The sequence below is a fragment of the Rubellimicrobium rubrum genome (assembly GCF_006152115.1).
GTDB classification, from domain to species: Bacteria; Pseudomonadota; Alphaproteobacteria; order Rhodobacterales; family Rhodobacteraceae; genus Rubellimicrobium; species Rubellimicrobium rubrum.
In genome coordinates this window covers 14,519-29,022 of record NZ_VDFU01000009.1, presented here as the reverse complement: position 1 = coordinate 29,022, position 14,504 = coordinate 14,519, and the positions used below count along the sequence as shown (strand labels likewise).

14 protein-coding genes are annotated in these 14,504 nt (G+C 67.3%); 7 read left to right on the top strand and 7 right to left on the bottom strand.

Annotated elements, in window-relative coordinates:
* Positions 1-156 precede the first annotated feature (156 nt).
* Positions 157-843 carry a response regulator transcription factor gene (locus FHG66_RS09760; RefSeq protein ID WP_139076568.1) on the bottom strand — a complete coding sequence of 229 codons (687 nt, stop codon included), beginning with the start codon at positions 841-843 and terminating at the stop codon, positions 157-159.
* A gap of 161 nt (positions 844-1,004) precedes the next feature.
* On the opposite strand from FHG66_RS09760, the gene ribA reads away from it, so the two are divergent.
* Together ribA and FHG66_RS09750 are read left to right on the top strand one after the other, a co-directional pair.
* Positions 1,005-2,078: a GTP cyclohydrolase II gene (gene ribA / locus FHG66_RS09755; protein ID WP_246082543.1), complete on the top strand. Its 1,074-nt coding sequence runs from the start codon at positions 1,005-1,007 to the stop codon at positions 2,076-2,078.
* Positions 2,079-2,080: 2 nt separating this feature from the next.
* Entirely contained in the window at positions 2,081-2,575 is a 495-nt protein-coding gene (locus FHG66_RS09750; protein WP_139076688.1) for a L,D-transpeptidase family protein, read from the top strand.
* Here the strand turns inward: FHG66_RS09750 and FHG66_RS09745 are convergent.
* Positions 2,544-3,224, bottom strand: coding sequence for a YggS family pyridoxal phosphate-dependent enzyme (locus FHG66_RS09745; protein ID WP_139076566.1), 681 nt, complete (start codon positions 3,222-3,224; stop codon positions 2,544-2,546). The two genes, FHG66_RS09750 and FHG66_RS09745, sit on opposite strands and share 32 nt — an antisense overlap.
* Before the next feature lie 254 nt (positions 3,225-3,478).
* On the opposite strand from FHG66_RS09745, the gene FHG66_RS09740 reads away from it, so the two are divergent.
* The 4 genes from FHG66_RS09740 to FHG66_RS09725 all read left to right on the top strand — a co-directional run bounded on the left by FHG66_RS09740 (position 3,479) and on the right by FHG66_RS09725 (position 8,908).
* The gene (locus FHG66_RS09740) at positions 3,479-4,717 is read left to right on the top strand and encodes a porin (protein ID WP_139076565.1); all 1,239 of its coding nucleotides are present in this window, start codon (positions 3,479-3,481) and stop codon (positions 4,715-4,717) included.
* A 147-nt stretch (positions 4,718-4,864) separates the two neighbouring features.
* On the top strand, positions 4,865-7,417 hold the full coding sequence (gene leuS, locus FHG66_RS09735; protein ID WP_139076687.1) for a leucine--tRNA ligase: 2,553 nt from the start codon (positions 4,865-4,867) through the stop codon (positions 7,415-7,417).
* A 1-nt stretch (position 7,418) separates the two neighbouring features.
* Positions 7,419-7,901, top strand: a complete 483-nt coding sequence (lptE, locus tag FHG66_RS09730) for an LPS assembly lipoprotein LptE (RefSeq protein WP_246082539.1) — start codon at positions 7,419-7,421, stop codon at positions 7,899-7,901.
* Positions 7,898-8,908 carry a DNA polymerase III subunit delta gene (locus FHG66_RS09725; protein ID WP_139076564.1) on the top strand — a complete coding sequence of 337 codons (1,011 nt, stop codon included), beginning with the start codon at positions 7,898-7,900 and terminating at the stop codon, positions 8,906-8,908. The genes lptE and FHG66_RS09725 overlap by 4 nt, the downstream gene beginning before the upstream one ends.
* Before the next feature lie 96 nt (positions 8,909-9,004).
* Here FHG66_RS09725 and FHG66_RS09720 read toward each other — a convergent pair whose 3' ends face one another.
* From FHG66_RS09720 to FHG66_RS09700, 5 genes are all read right to left on the bottom strand, one after another.
* Positions 9,005-9,235: a hypothetical protein gene (locus FHG66_RS09720; RefSeq protein ID WP_139076563.1), complete on the bottom strand. Its 231-nt coding sequence runs from the start codon at positions 9,233-9,235 to the stop codon at positions 9,005-9,007.
* Between the two features lie 131 nt (positions 9,236-9,366).
* Positions 9,367-9,597 (bottom strand): hypothetical protein, encoded by a 231-nt coding sequence (locus tag FHG66_RS09715; protein ID WP_139076562.1) that lies wholly within the window; start codon positions 9,595-9,597, stop codon positions 9,367-9,369.
* A gap of 98 nt (positions 9,598-9,695) precedes the next feature.
* Positions 9,696-10,289, bottom strand: a complete 594-nt coding sequence (locus FHG66_RS09710) for a YjbF family lipoprotein (protein WP_176556185.1) — start codon at positions 10,287-10,289, stop codon at positions 9,696-9,698.
* A 104-nt stretch (positions 10,290-10,393) separates the two neighbouring features.
* Positions 10,394-12,520 (bottom strand): YjbH domain-containing protein, encoded by a 2,127-nt coding sequence (locus FHG66_RS09705; RefSeq protein ID WP_139076560.1) that lies wholly within the window; start codon positions 12,518-12,520, stop codon positions 10,394-10,396.
* Between the two features lie 30 nt (positions 12,521-12,550).
* Positions 12,551-13,816, bottom strand: coding sequence for a TIGR03862 family flavoprotein (locus tag FHG66_RS09700; RefSeq protein WP_139076685.1), 1,266 nt, complete (start codon positions 13,814-13,816; stop codon positions 12,551-12,553).
* 204 nt (positions 13,817-14,020) lie between these two features.
* On the opposite strand from FHG66_RS09700, the gene FHG66_RS09695 reads away from it, so the two are divergent.
* Entirely contained in the window at positions 14,021-14,368 is a 348-nt protein-coding gene (locus FHG66_RS09695) for an HNH endonuclease (RefSeq protein ID WP_139076684.1), read from the top strand.
* Positions 14,369-14,504: the final 136 nt, after the last annotated feature.

The window sequence follows — 14,504 nt, the reverse complement described above, 5'->3', positions numbered from 1 at the left end:
GTGCGAAAATTTCCCCGCTGCAGAAAAAGGGCCCGGAGCGAACTCCGGGCCAAGTCCAACAGGGAGGGATGATGGCCTTGCCCCGCCATCGGGGGTCATGGAAGGAACACGCTAACCTTATGGTTGTTCCGCTGGGTCAACCAAAAAAGGCGACGCTCAAGCAACCAGGCGATAGCCGCCGGACTCGGTCACCAGCAGACGCGCGTTCGAGGGGTCGGGCTCGATCTTCTGCCGCAGGCGGTAGATGTGGGTCTCGAGCGTGTGGGTCGTCACGCCCGCGTTGTAGCCCCAGACCTCGTGCAGCAGCACATCGCGCGGCACCACGCCATCCTGCGCACGGTACAGGAACTTGAGGATGTTGGTCTCCTTCTCGGTCAACCGCACCTTCTTCTCGTCCTCGGTAAGGAGGAGCTTCTGGGCGGGCCGGAAGGTGTAGGGGCCAAGCTGGAAGATGGCGTCCTCGGACTGCTCGTGGGTGCGGAGCTGGGCGCGGAGACGGGCAAGGAGGACCGGGAACTTGAACGGCTTGGTCACGTAATCGTTCGCGCCGGCATCAAGTCCGAGGATCGTGTCCGAATCCGAGTCGTGGCCCGTCAGCATCACGACCGGGCACTTCACGCCCTGCTTGCGCATCACGCGGGCGAGCTCGCGGCCATCAGTATCGGGCAAGCCGACATCCAGGATCACGAGGTCGAACAGGCCCGCCTTGGTCTTGGTCAGCGCGTCCTGGCCGGTGGTGGCCTCGAACACATCGAAATCCTCGGTCATCACGAGCTGCTCGGACAAGGCCTCGCGCAGATCGTCGTCGTCGTCCACCAGAAGAATCTTCTTGAGCTGCGCCATCGCGGCCTCCGTGTGATCACTGTGGTTCACAGGGCCAAGATGGGAAGGAACCCCTTCCACTCCAATGGCTTCGCAACATCTCTCACGCCCATGTGTCGCCGTGGGGCGCAATGTTTCAATCCGCCGGCGCGCAGGGTATCGAATGGGGCATGAACCATCCTATCGACCTCAGCAATGGCGAACGCCTGGCCCGAGCCCGCGCGGATATGCGGATCGGTGTGCCTGTGCTCCTCAGCCATGAGGGCCAGGACGCCCTAGCCGTAGCCGCCGAGACTGCGACCGCGCGCCGCCTGCAGGAGTTGCGCGCCATGGGCGAGGTCGCGCTGGCGATCACCGCGCGCCGGGCCGAGACGCTGAGAGCGCGAGTCTATGACGGCGACTTGGGGCGCGTACGGGTTCCGTCCGACGCTGATGTGACCTGGGTCCATGCCACCGCCGACCCGGCCGAGGATCTGGCCCAGCCGATGAAAGGCCCGTTCTCCTCCCTCCGCGGAGAGGAAGGCCCGGCCCCCCTTTTGGCCCGAGCCGCGCTGCGGCTGGCCAAGTCGGCGCGCCTTTTGCCGGCGGCGCTGCTGGTTCCCCACACGGGGCCTGTACCCGAAGGGCTGGTGCGACTGCCTGCCTCCCTGGCCCTCGACATCCATCCCGCCCCTTTGGCCGAGTTGGTGTCGGCGCGCGTGCCCCTGGCCGTCTCGCAGGCCGGGCGGGTCCATGTCTTCCGCTCGCCGCTCGACGAGGCCGAGCATGTGGCCGTGGAGATCGGGAGCCCGCCGCGCGACCGGCCGGTGCTGGCGCGGCTTCATTCGGCCTGCTTCACCGGCGACCTGCTGGGGAGCCTCAAATGCGACTGCGGCCCCCAGCTTCATGCGGCGCTGGCCCGGATGGCCGAGGATGGGGCCGGGGTGCTGCTTTATCTCGATCAGGAGGGACGCGGGATCGGTCTGGCCAACAAGATGCGGGCCTACTCGCTCCAGGATCAGGGGTTCGACACCGTCGAGGCCAACCACCGCCTGGGCTTCGAGGATGACGAGCGCGACTTCCGCGTGGGCGCGCAGATGCTGAGGGCGCTGGGATTCTCGGCGGTCCGCCTCCTGACCAACAACCCGCGCAAGGTCGCGCGGATGGAGGAAGCGGGCCTGCGGGTGACGGAAAGGGTGCCGCTGCAGGTGGGGCTCAACGACCACAACGCCGCCTACCTCGCCACCAAGGCCGCGAAGTCGGGACACCTGCTTTGAGGGTGACCCGCGACGACCTTGTTGTGACACCGCGCGGGCTGCGCTTTCGGGGACGGATGTTCCCTTGCACCAGGGGCCGGCGCGGCCTGACCTCGGACAAGCGAGAGGGCGACGGATGCACCCCGCGGGGGGCGCATGGCATCGCGGCCGTGCTTTACCGGCCCGACCGGATGCAAAGACCGACGGCCGAAGCTGTCCCCATCCTGCCTTGCGACCTTTGGTCGGACGATCCGGCCGACCCAGCCTACAACACCTTGGTCCGCGCGCCTTACCAGCCCTCTCACGAACGGCTGCGGCGGGCGGACCCGCTCTATGACCTCGTGCTGGTGACCGACTGGAACCTGTCACCGCCGGTGCCCGGTCGAGGCTCGGCGATCTTTGTCCACCGCTGGCGCAGGCCCGGTGCTCCCACGGCCGGGTGCATCGCGCTCCAGCCTGACGGCCTTCGCTGGATCGCGGAGCGGCTTACGCCCCGGTCGCGACTGGTGGTGCGCTGACGTCGCGCGCCCCGAAGATCGCGGAGCCCACCCGCACATGGGTCGCCCCCTCGGCCACCGCCTCCTCGAAGTCGCCGCTCATCCCCATGGACAGGCCCGACAGCCCGTTTCGCCCGGCGATCTCTCGCAGCAGGCGGAAGTGCGGCACAGGATCCTCGCCGTCGGGCGGGATGCACATCAGGCCCACGACGGGCAGTCCCAGCTCGCGCGAGCGGGCGACCAGCGCATCGGCCTCCTCGGGGGGGCAACCGGCCTTCTGGACCTCCCGCCCGGTGTTGACCTGCACGAACACCTCGGGCGAGGCGCCCCGCTCCTGCGCCAGCCGGGCCAAGGTCTCGGCCAACCGCGGCCGGTCGAGGGTGTGGATCGTCCCAAACAACTCCACGGCGGCACGCGCCTTGTTGGTCTGGAGCGGACCGATCAGATGGAGGTCTATTCCGCCTACCTCCTCGCGCAGAGGGGTCCAGCGGGACTGAGCCTCCTGAACCCGGTTCTCTCCGAACACGCGCTGCCCGTCCTGCAGCACGGCCCTGACCCGGTCCTCGGGCTGGGTTTTGGACACGGCGATAAGCGTCACGGAATTCGGTGCGCGCCCTACCCGCGTCTCCGCCTCCCTGAGGCGCGATCGGATCGTCCGGAGTCCTTGCATGTCTGTCGTCCCACCCTTATCGGAAATGCCACGGCCCGCTGGGCGACGCCGTTCTCCGCCCTAGCTGACCGCTTGCAGATCCCTTCTTGCCATGGCATCGGGCGGCCTTCCACCTGTGTGGCCCGGCTGCATCAATTTCCTGGCGCACCCTCATCACGCTTCCGAGACTGTTGAATGTGGCCCCCTGAGGGCGCAAACACGCTTCAATGCTAGTCGGACTGGCATTCTCGGGAATGCACAACACGAGGGAAACCATGAAACGCATCCTGCTGGCCTCGGCCTCGATCGTCGCCTTCGCGGGCGCGGCTGCCGCTGAAGTCACTTTTGGCGGTAGTGCTGAGCTTGCCTACAACCTCGACAATGGCGACGAACTCCGCGACGGCGAAGGCTCGGACGGCTTCTACTGGGAAGCCAACCTGGGCGTCACCCTTTCGCAGGAACTGAACAACGGCCTGACCGCCGCGGCCAGCTTCACGCTTGAGATCGTCGACGACAGCGACGGCGGCGACAGCGCCGACGACGATGGCGTGAACGTCGACAACGACTTCGTGCTCTCGCTGACCACCGAAGCCGGCGGCCTGTTCTTCGGCGACACCGCCTACGCTGCTGAAACCCACTGGGATCCGGCGGGCGAGATGCTGGCCGACGACTTCTCGGAGCAGGACGGCGAAGTCGTCCTCCGTGGCGACATCATCTACAGCGGCGTTGAGGCCGCGATCTCGTACAACGTCGCCGACAACGAGAACGACGTTCCCGAGGATGACCTCGACCAACTGTCGTTCGGCGCCTCGGGCACGATCAGCACCTTCACCTACTCCGTCGCCTACCAGGAAGAGTCGGACGCGGTAGCGCTGATCGAAGACGACGAGACCACCCCCGACGTCGACGAGTCGGAAGCTAACGAAGATGTTTACACCATCGACGACGATTTCGAACCCTATGAAGTGTTCGGTATCTCCGTCGGCACCACGTTCGGCGGCGCTGACGTGTCGGCCGCCTACGCCCGCAACCTGACGCAGGAAGACTCCTCGCTCGGCCTGGAAGTCGCCTACCCGTTCGGCCCCGTGACGCTCGGCGCGTACTACGTGCTCGAAAACGACGATGCCAGCGACGCGACTGACACGACCGAAGACGATTTCGACAATTCGTTCGGTGTGTCGGCTGACTACGCTTCGGGCCCGCTCTCGGTTTCGGCCTTCTACGAACTCGAGGATGACGGCAACGACGACAACGATGACGAAGCTGAGGGCGACGCCGAGAACGCCGGCGACGACGATGACGAAGACTCCAACTACGGCATCGAGTTCGGCTACGAATCGGGCGCCGGCCTCGAAGTCTACGCCGGCTACATCCAGGAAGACGGCGGCTACGTCGGCGTCGAGTACGACCTGGGCAACGGCGCCGAGCTGATCGCCTCCTACGCCGACGAGGACGAGGAAGGCGCTCGCGAATACGAAGCGGGCACCACGGTCGCCCTGTCGCTCGAGTTCTGATCCTTCCCGGATCGAACGGAATTGGGGGCGGTCCTTCGGGGCCGCCCTTCTTCTTTGCGGCATCCCGCTCTGGACAAGAGAAACCCGCTCGGCCATGACCGGAGCCGTCCCCTGATGCCCGAAGGATCGCCCATGTCCCGCCCCGACATGCCCCCCTACTCCGCCCCCACGATCGAAGCCCGCTGGCAGGCGGCCTGGGACGAGGCGGGCTGCTTCCGCGCCAAGGCCGATCCCGAGAAGCCGAAGTACTATGTCCTCGAGATGTTCCCTTATCCATCCGGGCGCATCCACATGGGGCACGTCCGCAACTACACCATGGGCGACGTGGTGGCGCGCCATCGGCGGGCCACGGGTCATGCCGTGCTGCACCCGATGGGCTGGGATGCCTTCGGCCTTCCGGCCGAGAACGCGGCCATGGCCAGCGGGGGGCACCCTAAGGATTGGACCTACGCCAACATCGCCGACATGCGCGGGCAGATGAAGCCCTTGGGCTTTTCCATCGACTGGAGCCGGGAATTCGCCACCTGCGACCCGGAGTACTACGGCCAGCAGCAGGCGCTGTTCCTCGACATGCTGGATGCCGACCTCGTCACCCGCCGAGCCGCCGTCGTGAACTGGGACCCGGTCGAGATGACCGTGCTCGCCAACGAGCAGGTCGTGGACGGCAAGGGCTGGCGCTCGGGCGCGGAGGTCGAGCGGCGTGAGCTCACGCAGTGGTTCTTCAAGATCTCGGATATGGCCGGGGATCTGCTGGACGCATTGGACGGCCTGGACGACTGGCCCGCCAAGGTGAAGCTGATGCAGGCGAACTGGATCGGCCGCTCGCGCGGGCTGGAACTGGCCTTCCAGATGACCGAGCCGGCACAGGGCTTCGACTCCATTCCCGTGTACACCACCCGCCCCGACACCCTGCTGGGGGCGAGCTTCGTCGCGGTGTCGCCCGACCATCCGCTGGCCAAGGCCTTGTCCGCCGAGGACCCATCGATTGCGGCCTACTGCGAGGAAGCCCGCAAGGGGGGCACCACCGAGGAGGCCATCGAAACCGCCGAGAAGACCGGCATCGACACCGGACTGCGCGTGCGGCACCCGCTGGACGACTCCTGGGAGTTGCCGGTCTGGATCGCCAACTTCATCCTGATGGACTACGGCACCGGCGCGATCTTCGGCTGCCCGGCGCATGACGGCCGCGACTTGGATTTCGCCCGCAAGTACCAGTTGCCGGTGGTATCGACCTTCGTTCCCGCCCAAGGAGAGCATGTCCGCCCCGAGGAAGGCGCGGACGCCTTCACCCCCCAGAAGTCCGAGCCCGTCCGTTACGTGAAGCTGTTTGCGGGAGAAGAGGTCCAAACCTCCGATCAAGGCGTCGAGGCTGCGGTCGCCCAAGCCGAAGCGGAGGGCTGGGGCAAGGGCGTCACCCGCTACCGGCTCCGCGACTGGCTCCTGTCCCGGCAGCGCTACTGGGGTTGCCCGATCCCGGTGATCCATTGCGCTGATTGTGGCGCGGTGCCGGTGCCGCGGGATCAACTGCCTGTTGAATTGCCCGAAGACGTCACTTTCGACCGTCCGGGCAACCCGCTCGACCGGCATCCGACCTGGGGACGCGCCCCCTGCCCCCAATGCGGCAAGGAGGCCCGGCGCGAGACGGACACGATGGACACCTTCGTGGACTCGAGCTGGTATTACGCTCGCTTCACCGCGCCACAGGCTGTCACCCCAACCGAAATGGACGAGGCCGCCTACTGGATGAACGTCGACCAGTACATCGGCGGCATCGAGCATGCGATCCTGCACTTGCTCTATTCGCGCTTCTTTGCCCGGGCGATGGTGAAAACGGGGCACCTGCCCGCGAGCGCGCGCGAGCCCTTCGATGCGCTGTTCACGCAAGGCATGGTGACCCACGAGATATACCAAAGCCGCGACGAGAACGGCCGCCCGGTCTACCACTTTCCGGAAGAGGTCGAAGGCGGCAAGCTCAAGGACACCGGCGCGCCGGTCGAGGTGATCTCCTCGGCGAAGATGTCCAAGTCCAAGAAAAACGTCGTGGACCCGGTCGGCATCGTCGCGACCTATGGGGCCGATACCGCCCGCTGGTTCGTGCTCTCCGACTCTCCGCCAGAGCGGGACGTGGAATGGACGGCTTCAGGGGCCGAGGCGGCCTACAAGCATCTGTCGCGCGTCTGGCGTCTGGCCCACGAGGCGGCCTCGTCGCAGGACAAACCCAACGCCGTCGCAGATACCGCACTGGAGCGGGCGCGGCACAAGATCGTCCACGAGGTGTCCCAAGTCATCGAGAGCTTCGGCTTCAACGCCGCGATCGCGAAGCTTTACGGCTTCACCAACATGCTGTCGAAATCGGACGCCGGTGCCGGGGTCAAGCAGAAGGCGGCGCGCACCCTGGTCCAGCTGATGGCGCCGATGACGCCGCACCTGTCCGAGGAGCTCTGGACGCTTCTGGGCGGCGACGGGCTTTGCGCTCAGGCGCCTTGGCCCAAGGCGGACCGGGCGATGCTGGTCGAGGATAGCATCACCCTGCCGATCCAGGTGAACGGCAAGCGCCGGGGCGAGATCCAGGTGGCCCGGGACCTCGCCGTCGCAGAGATCGAGCGTCTGGCCCTTGAGGCAGTGTCACGGAGCCTGGACGGGGTCGCGCCCAAGAAGGTCATCGTGGTGCCCGGCCGGATCGTCAACGTTGTGGCCTGAGGTGATCAGCCGGAGAGCGCTGCTGGCGGCGCCTCTGATCCTCGCCGCCTGCGGATTCGCACCGGTCCATGCCCCCGGTGGCGTGGGCCGGGCGCTGAGGGACCGCGTGACGGTCGAGGCACCGGATACGCAGGACGGTTTCCGTCTTCGCGCCCGCCTGGAAGACCGGCTGGGACAGACGGAAGCGCCAACACTCAGGCTCGCCGTGGATCCGGTGGTCGAGGAAGTCTCGGCCGCCGTCACGCCGGATGGCGCAATCACCCGCTACAACCTTGAGGGCCGGGCGCCGTGGCGGCTTTTGGCTGCGGACTCGGGCGCGGTGCTGGCGCAAGGAGAAGCGACCGGTTTTGCGGGCTACTCGGCCACCGGCACCATCGTCGCGACCCGTTCGGCCGAGGAGGACGCACGGGAGCGCCTGATGATCCTTCTCGCCGATGATGTGGTGACGCGGCTCGCGCTGCTTCCGCCGGGAACCCTTCCTTGAAGCTCTCGACGAGGGATGCGAAGGCATTCCTGAAGCGGCCCGACCCGGCCATAGCCGCCATTCTCATCACCGGGGAGGACGGCGCACGCGTGGCCCAGGCCAGGGCTGACCTCTTGGCCACCCTCCTGGGACCGCAGGGCGAGGCCGAGATGCGGCTTGAACGGTTGTCCGGTCCCGATGTACGACGCGATCCGGCGCTGGTTCTCGACGCGCTGAAGGCCGTCGGGTTTTTTCCGGGCCCCCGGGCCGTGCTGGTCGAGGATGCGACCGACGGCGTGGCCCCAGCGGTATCAAGCGCCATGGAGACTTGGACGCCCGCCGATGCGCGTCTTATCCTGACCGGGACGAGTCTCGCCGCCAAGGGCGCGCTTCGCAAGCTGATGGAAAGCCGGCGCGAAACCGCCGCTATCACGCTCTACGACGACCCTCTGACCGAAGGCGAGGTCGTGGACATGCTGCGCGCAGCCGGGCTGGAGCGCACGGAGGCTGCCGCGCGAGATTATCTGGTGAGTCTGGCGCATTCGCTGCCTCCGGGGGACTTCCGTGGCCTCGTGGAGCGGCTTTCCCTTCACCAGCTGGACAGCGATGGCTTCCTCGACCTTGCAACGGTCGCGGCACTCGCCCCTCAGGCGGAGGAGGCCGAAGTGGATGATCTCCTGGCGGCGGTCACGGCTGGGCGCCGGGATCAGATCGGGCCCTTGCTGGTGGGGCTGGGCGCGCAGGGCGTAGGACCGGTGACCGTGACGATCCAATCGCTTCGGCATTTCCGTGCGCTGCTGACGGTGGCAAGCGATCCGGGGGGTGTGCAGGCCGGTCTGGCGGGACTGCGGCCGCCGGTTGGCGGTCCGCGCCGACAGGCCCTGGCCCGCGCGGCCGAGTCGTGGCGGCGTGAGAGGATCGAGGATGCGCTACGGACGCTCATCGATCTGGATCTGGCGCTGAGGTCGGGAGGACGGATGCCGGATCGTGCCTTGGTCGAACGGGCGCTGATGCGACTGGCGACCTGAGAACTAGCCGGATCAGCATCGGACCCCCCTTGAAACGCTCAAGGCAGGCCTCGCGGCCTGCCTTGGCATCGTCCGATTGCCGAATGGCAGCCGGGCTTATTCGTCTTCCGACTCGTCGTCCGAAGCGACGGCGAGGGCCACCAGGCCGCCCAGGAGGGCGAGCGGCAGCAGGATGCCGAAGGTCGAACGGGGAGCGGCGGGCTCAACGACTTCGACGGGGGCGACAGGCGCGGCGTCAACCACGACGGGGGCGAAGCCACCGGCAACGGCTTGGCTGGCCAGGGTCGCCGCGGCGGCGGCGAGCACGAGGGACTTGAGATAGGTCATGTGACTGCTCCTTTGGATATGCACGGCCGGGGCCGTCTTCACGATCATGGCATTCGACCCTGAACGAAACAAGGCAGGCCGACCGGCCTGCCTTGCTGAACCTCATTGCCTTGCGGCAATTAGATCACTGTTCACTCGTCTTCCGACTCGTCGTCCGAAGCGACGGCGAGGGCCACGAGGCCACCCAGCAGCGCGAGCGGGAGCAGGATGCCAAAGGTCGAACGGGGAGCTTCCGGCTCCACGACGACCACGGGCTCGACGGGCGCGGCGTCAACCACGACGGGGGCGAAGCCACCGGCGACGGCTTGGCTGGCCAGGGTTGCAGCAACGGCAGAAGCCAGGAGGGCTTTGGTGAGGCGCATGTCTCTACTCCAGTTAGTAACAAAGCGTTGAGACAGACGTAGCTTCATTGGCGAGCCGACTCAACAATTTTGCTTTGGACGACGCCGAGCTTGGCGAGTCAAAGCCGATTGCTGCGCAAATATGCCACAGTCGGCGACACATACTGCCGTGACGCGGCAATGCTGCCTGCGTCGTCCAACCAATAGATATTGTTGAAGATAATGGCGTCACCCTGGCACCGCTCATCCATCCGACGAAGGGGAATCGCGCGCACGCCCAAATTGACCGCTTCGCTGCCCGCCGAAGTGATCGTGCAATTAAACAGGAATGTTTGGATCTGATCCTGTCCGTTCAGCGTTTCCATCCTTCTGGACACCGAGCCGCCGCCCGATTGCAGCGCGGATAGGACCCCGGCCGAGTCCATTACCATGAGATCATCCCCAAAGCCACGTGTCGCGACCAGGACGCCGCCGTCATAGGCCGCCGTAGGCCCGGACTGGAGGGCGAGAGTGATCTCGCTCCCGTTCCCCTGAATCACCCGCGCCGGCTCCAGGAGGCCGAGCGCGTTGACCTGCACCAGGCGGTAGGCGCCTGGTTCTGCCGCGATCGCCTCGGAGGTAAAGCCTCCCGGGATGCTCCGCTGTGCGCTGACCTCGGATCGGGAGTTCAAACCACCGATGAAGCCCTGAAGCTGCGATACGGCCCCCGCCACAGCCCCGCCACCTGCGTCCTCCTGCGAAGGAGCGTTCCCCGGCCCGCTCTCTCCGGAGCAGCCTGCCAGAGCAAGGGCGGCCAGCGCCCCCCAGATCGTCTGCCTCATCTCCAGAACCGCCCCCATGAATCCTCGAGATCCCCGTAATGTCCCTGGCGCACCGTGTCGTAGAGCCGCCCATCGACGTTGAGCCGTGCGCCGCCGTCGCGGTTGAGCGAGCGCAGGGTGTTGGACACCTCGCGCCGGGTGGGTCGGCCCAGGGCGAAGTCCAGCGGGATCGTCACCCGGATGCCCTTGTCAAAGGATCCCTCACCGAAGTCTTCGAAGGAGATATCCGTCAGGGTGAAGTACCCCCCCACGCTCCAGCCGTTCTCGAACTCACGGTCCAGAGTCACGGTGGCACCCCAGTCACCGGCAAGATAGCGGCCGGCGTCGACTTGGCCGTGGAAGCCGTTGCCGAAGTCGTAGTAGGCCGAAACGTGCCCGGTGACGGTGTCGTAGTCCCGGAACTCGAACAGCTGATCGTAGTCGCGCTGTACGGCGTAGTTGACCTCGGCGCCGACACCCAAGCGCGACTCCACGGGTTTCCAGAGAACCTCGGCCGAAACCCCGCCATACATCGATTCGAGATAACCGACGGTCACGCGGCTGAAGAGGTCGCGCCCGGGCCGTCCGTAATAGGCCAGCGTCAAATCCTCGAGCGTGGGGTTGCCGTCGTCCCCGTACAGGCCCGCATTCCGGCGCACGACCGGAATGCCGTTGATCGGCTCCTCCTCGTCGGCGCCTTCGCCCCCGCTGCGCAGGAGAGGCTGGCGGATCGCCCCTGACAGGATCAGGTTCGGCCTGATTCGGTAGGCTGCCGACAGTTCGGCCCCGAAGCTCACACGGAAGTTGTCGTCCGCGTTGAAGAGAAGGAGCCCGAAGTAAGGGCGCAGGCCCCAGGTGAAGGCGTCGCGGCCGGGCGGCACGGGCACAAGGCCCGCCGCACTGCCGGCGTTGCCAAAGGCGGCCTGATCAAGGCTGGCCGCCGTGCCCCCGACCTCGTTCTCGTACGCCTCGATGCTGGAGCGCGCGAAGGTCACGGCCGACAGCGGGATGCCGCTCTGCACGGGCTCGAGGGTCAAGCTCTCGATGGAAGGGGGAAGCTCTTGGGTCAGGATGCGGGCCACCCGGCCCATGGCCTGCGCCTCGGCCCGATAGCGGGTGTTGCTGTAGCGCAGACGGGCGCTGCGGTCGGTCAGGTCCACCGACAGGAGTTCGATTCCTTCGGTCCGCAGTGCCTCGCGGAGGCGGTCGCGCAGCGTCGCCTCGGGCAGGGTGGAACGGTCCCAGCTCTGGGCGGCGCGCAAGGCCTCGGCCCGGACAGCCACTGGCTGCGGCGCGGGATCGAAGCCTGCGCCGAAAGGACGGTTGTTCGGGTTCACAGTCACCGTGCCCGTGAAGGACAGCTGCGTCCCGTAAAGATAACCTAGGCCCAGTTGCACGCCCGGCAGCGGCCGCCAGGTCACGCCGAAGTTCAGCGGAGAGTCGCGGTCGAACAGGGGATCGCCCTGGCTGTCGAGATAGGCATCGTCGGACGAATACTCGGCTTTTAGGATCCAACGCTCGCTGGGGGCCCATTCGAGGCCGCCGAAAAAGGCAGCGTCACCCCGGAAAAAGGCCTCCACGCCCGGCGTGCCTCCTTCATCCCCCGACTCGAAGACATCGGGCCGGGTCTCGAAGCGCTCGCCCAGGGCACCGAGGGGATTGGAGAAGCCGTTGTACGTTCCCAACCGTCCCCATCCCAGGCCGGCGGTCACCCGGAAGGCGTCGCCCACGGTCTTGGTGGCAACGAGGTATTCGGCCGAATAGACGCCGGTGCCCAGGAAATCCTGAAGCCCCACGGCAAGGGCCGGAAGGTAGCGCCCCTCGTCGTTGAAGCGGAAGCGCAGGTCGAAGCTGCGGTCCCAGAACGCATCATCGCCCTCCGAGTAGTCGGGGATGCCCGTGTACCGGAAGGTTCCGGACAGCCGCGGCGTGACCTGGAAGGTGAACGACGTGCGGAGCTGGCCACCGAAGTAGCCGACGGTGCCTGCGATCTCTCCGTCGTCGGCACTGAGAGCCGACGGCATCTCGAGCAGGCCTGGCGTGCCATACAGCGTGTAGGTCACGGCGCGGTCCTGCGCCAGACTGGTGCCCGCTAGCAGCAAGGCGAGAGCGCTCGCGGTGCCGAGGCGGTAGGATAGAGCCATGGCGGGTCCCCTCGTCGTGGTCCCGACCACCTAATCCGAAGCCGGCGTCGATGGGAAGCCGAGCCGGCCCACCAATGCGGGCTTTTCTGCCGGTTCCCGCTCCTCCGGGGATCGGCCGGACCCATGGCCGTCCAGCCAGGCCGCGGCGCCCTGCCCCGCCAGCCGGCCCGTGGCCAGGCAAGCCGTGAGAAGGTAGCCCCCCGTCGGAGCCTCCCAATCCAGCATCTCGCCCGCCGCGAAGACGCCCGGCCGGTCCCGGAGCATGAGACGATCGCTGAGCGCCCCGAAGCGGAGCCCCCCGGCGGTCGAGATCGCCTCGTCCAGCGGTCGCGGCCCGTCATGGCGCACAGGGAGCCGCTTGAGCAGGGGAGGCAGGTCGTCCGGCAAGGGACGGCCCCATTCCTGCAGGAGCGCCGCACGCACCCCTTCAAGCCCGAGTCGCTTGCGCAGGCGGTTGCCGAGGCTCTCGCGCCCGCGGGACCCGAGCTTCTGCCGAAGCGCCTCCTCGGTCAGGTCGGGGAACAGGTCCAGCGTTAGGGGGGCTCCCTCCCTCAAAGGCCGTGATAGGGGATAAAGGCCACCACCCTCCAGCCCGCGCGCCGAAACTACCACCTCGCCGCGCGAGGTCAGGCCGCCCGCGCTCCAGGCCCCGCCCTTGACGGGCTCGCCCAGGTGGCGAGCCATGTGGGGGGACCAGGTGGCGAGCAGGCCCATGTTCGAAGGGGAGAATGGGGTCACATCGCCGAAGCATCGCGCCCATTCGCCATCCGAGCCAAGCCGGCGCCAGCTCGCTCCGCCCATGGCCAGGATCGTCGCGCCGGGGCGGACGAAGCGCGGCCCATCGGGCGTGTCAAAGCGCGACAGGTCCTTATCGAAACCGATCCAGCGCCAGCGGGGCATCAGGGCGACCTGTCGGCCGTTCAATCGGCTGAGCCAAGCGCGCAGAAGGGGCGACGCCTTCCATGCGGTCGGAAAAACCCGCCCGGTGGAGCCCGTGAACACCTCCTGCCCAAGGCCGCGAGCCCAGTCCATCACCTCGGCCGATCCGAAGCCCCGCAGCGCGGCGTCCAGGGCCGGCGGCATCGCCCCGTCCGGCGCATAGGCGGCGTGGAACAGGTCGCGCGGCTCGTCCTTGGTCAGGTTCAGTCCCGACTTCCCCGCCATCAGGAACTTGCGCGCGGGCGACGGCATGGCATCGGCCAGAAGGACGGGCCACCCCGCATCGGACAGGACCTCTGCCGCGGCAAGGCCGGCAGGACCCCCACCGACCACGAGCGCCCCCGGGTGATCGATGATTTGTGCCGTCTCGTCCGGGGGTGATGGACCTGCGTCCGATGGGGGCAGTGGCAACAGGCGGGCTCCTCACGATGCTCCTGGGGGCAGCGGTGCCAGCGGCCGGTCGGTTCCGCAAGACGGGCCAGGGCCGCGGGCGATCACTGTCGCGAGCGTTTCGTGCCGCTGCGCTTGTCCGAGCGTGGCGCCGTTCCGATCTGTGGATCCATGGCCCGCGCGCGACGAACACGCCACTCCGACCCTGAGCCGGCCGACTCTCCCGAGGCGGACCCGGTCTGCGCCCTGTGCGACCGGCCGATCCCTCCGGACGCGCCCAAGAGCCTTCATCACCTTGTCCCGAAGCTGAAGGGCGGCAAGGGCGGGCCGACGGTTCTGCTGCACCACATCTGCCACAAGGAAATCCACGCGACCCTGAGCGAGGCCGAGTTGGCGCGCGACTACGCCACGCCTGAGGCCCTGCGCGCCCACCCCCGCTTGGCCCGGTTCATCGAATGGGTGTCCAAGCGCCCGCCGCACTTCCTGTCGCGGGTGCCCAAGGCGCGCGGCCGCCGCTAGATCCTCGCGGGCTGCTCGCACGGAGTTTCCCGGAATGGGCAACGCTGCGGCCCGCTTTTCCCTTCCTTGCCGTCCTGCCCGGCCCTAAGGTCCGGCCCGAGTGCCGAAAACCCGACCTTGACCGCCCTTTGCTGCA

Bases quoted from the DNA above. Each gene is read 5' to 3' on its own strand.
- FHG66_RS09760 (WP_139076568.1), bottom strand. From the start codon at position 843: ATGGCGCAGCTCAAGAAGATTCTTCTGGTGGACGACGACGACGATCTG.
- FHG66_RS09745 (WP_139076566.1), bottom strand. From the start codon at position 3,224: ATGCAAGGACTCCGGACGATCCGATCGCGCCTCAGGGAGGCGGAGACG.
- FHG66_RS09740 (WP_139076565.1), top strand. From the start codon at position 3,479: ATGAAACGCATCCTGCTGGCCTCGGCCTCGATCGTCGCCTTCGCGGGC.
- leuS (WP_139076687.1), top strand. From the start codon at position 4,865: ATGCCCCCCTACTCCGCCCCCACGATCGAAGCCCGCTGGCAGGCGGCC.
- FHG66_RS09720 (WP_139076563.1), bottom strand. From the start codon at position 9,235: ATGACCTATCTCAAGTCCCTCGTGCTCGCCGCCGCCGCGGCGACCCTG.
- FHG66_RS09715 (WP_139076562.1), bottom strand. From the start codon at position 9,597: ATGCGCCTCACCAAAGCCCTCCTGGCTTCTGCCGTTGCTGCAACCCTG.
- FHG66_RS09705 (WP_139076560.1), bottom strand. From the start codon at position 12,520: ATGGCTCTATCCTACCGCCTCGGCACCGCGAGCGCTCTCGCCTTGCTG.
- FHG66_RS09695 (WP_139076684.1), top strand. From the start codon at position 14,021: ATGGCCCGCGCGCGACGAACACGCCACTCCGACCCTGAGCCGGCCGAC.